This window comes from Acinetobacter sp. WCHAc060006 (genome assembly GCF_004209135.1).
Classification (GTDB): domain Bacteria; phylum Pseudomonadota; class Gammaproteobacteria; order Pseudomonadales; family Moraxellaceae; genus Acinetobacter; species Acinetobacter cumulans.
In genome coordinates, this window is sequence record NZ_SGSS01000084.1 from 1 (window position 1) to 914 (window position 914).

At 40.4% G+C, this 914-nt stretch carries 1 tRNA gene and 1 rRNA gene; both read right to left on the reverse strand.

Features of this window, described 5'->3' with window-relative positions:
- Nucleotides 1–320: ribosomal RNA gene (locus EXE29_RS17260) — 23S ribosomal RNA — on the reverse strand; the annotation flags it as partial.
- A gap of 449 nt (nucleotides 321–769) precedes the next feature.
- Nucleotides 770–845: transfer RNA gene (locus EXE29_RS17265), tRNA-Ala, on the reverse strand.
- Between the last annotated feature and the right edge of the window lie 69 nt (nucleotides 846–914).

Below are 914 nucleotides of genomic sequence, written 5' to 3' on the forward strand. Positions count from 1 at the left end.
CACTATGGTTGCACTTCCCAGAGCATTCCACTAGAACTTATATGACTTAATGGGCTGTTCCCCGTTCGCTCGCCGCTACTGAGGGAATCTCAATTGATTTCTTTTCCTAAGGGTACTGAGATGTTTCACTTCCCCTCGTTTGCCTCGCAACACTATGTATTCATGTTGCGATACCTACCTTACGATAGGTGGGTTTCCCCATTCAGAAATCTCCGGATCATAGGATATTTGCCGCCTCCCCGAAGCTTATCGCAGGCTATTACGTCTTTCATCGCCTCTGACTGCCAAGGCATCCACCACATGCACTTAATTACTTGACTATACAACCCCAAACAGTCGTTTATCCTTACAAGTAGGATAAGCAACAGAGTTCGTCTTACGACTTACTCATACAGTTGGCGTCTTGTGCATTTAAGCACTGTACAGCTTCAATTAGATTCATATACCAAAACGCTTGATTCAGTTAATTTCGCTAGTAACTCATAGCTTTTATCTTCACATCACAGTAATAAATCACTGTTAGTGTTAATGTCAGTTATGAGTATGAACAAATTATTTCAACTCAAATATATTCTGTTAATGATTTAACATGCCTTCGTCAGGTCATGTTGCTGTGATAAATCACAGAGCTTAATAACAATGAAGCGCATTCTACGCTAGTTTGTTGCTAAGCTCTATAACCTAAGCACTTGATCGCTTAAAGACTAAACTAACAGTCAGCTGACTGTTCATTTATTAACTTGTCTTTTATACATCGCTTTGCGATGTATGGTGGAGACTAGGAGAGTCGAACTCCTGACCTCCTGCGTGCAAAGCAGGCGCTCTACCAACTAAGCTAAGTCCCCAGCTTATCAATTAAGTCAATGTTTCTGTTTTCTGTTTGCTCTCATATTTTATTCAAATATTTCGTTAGT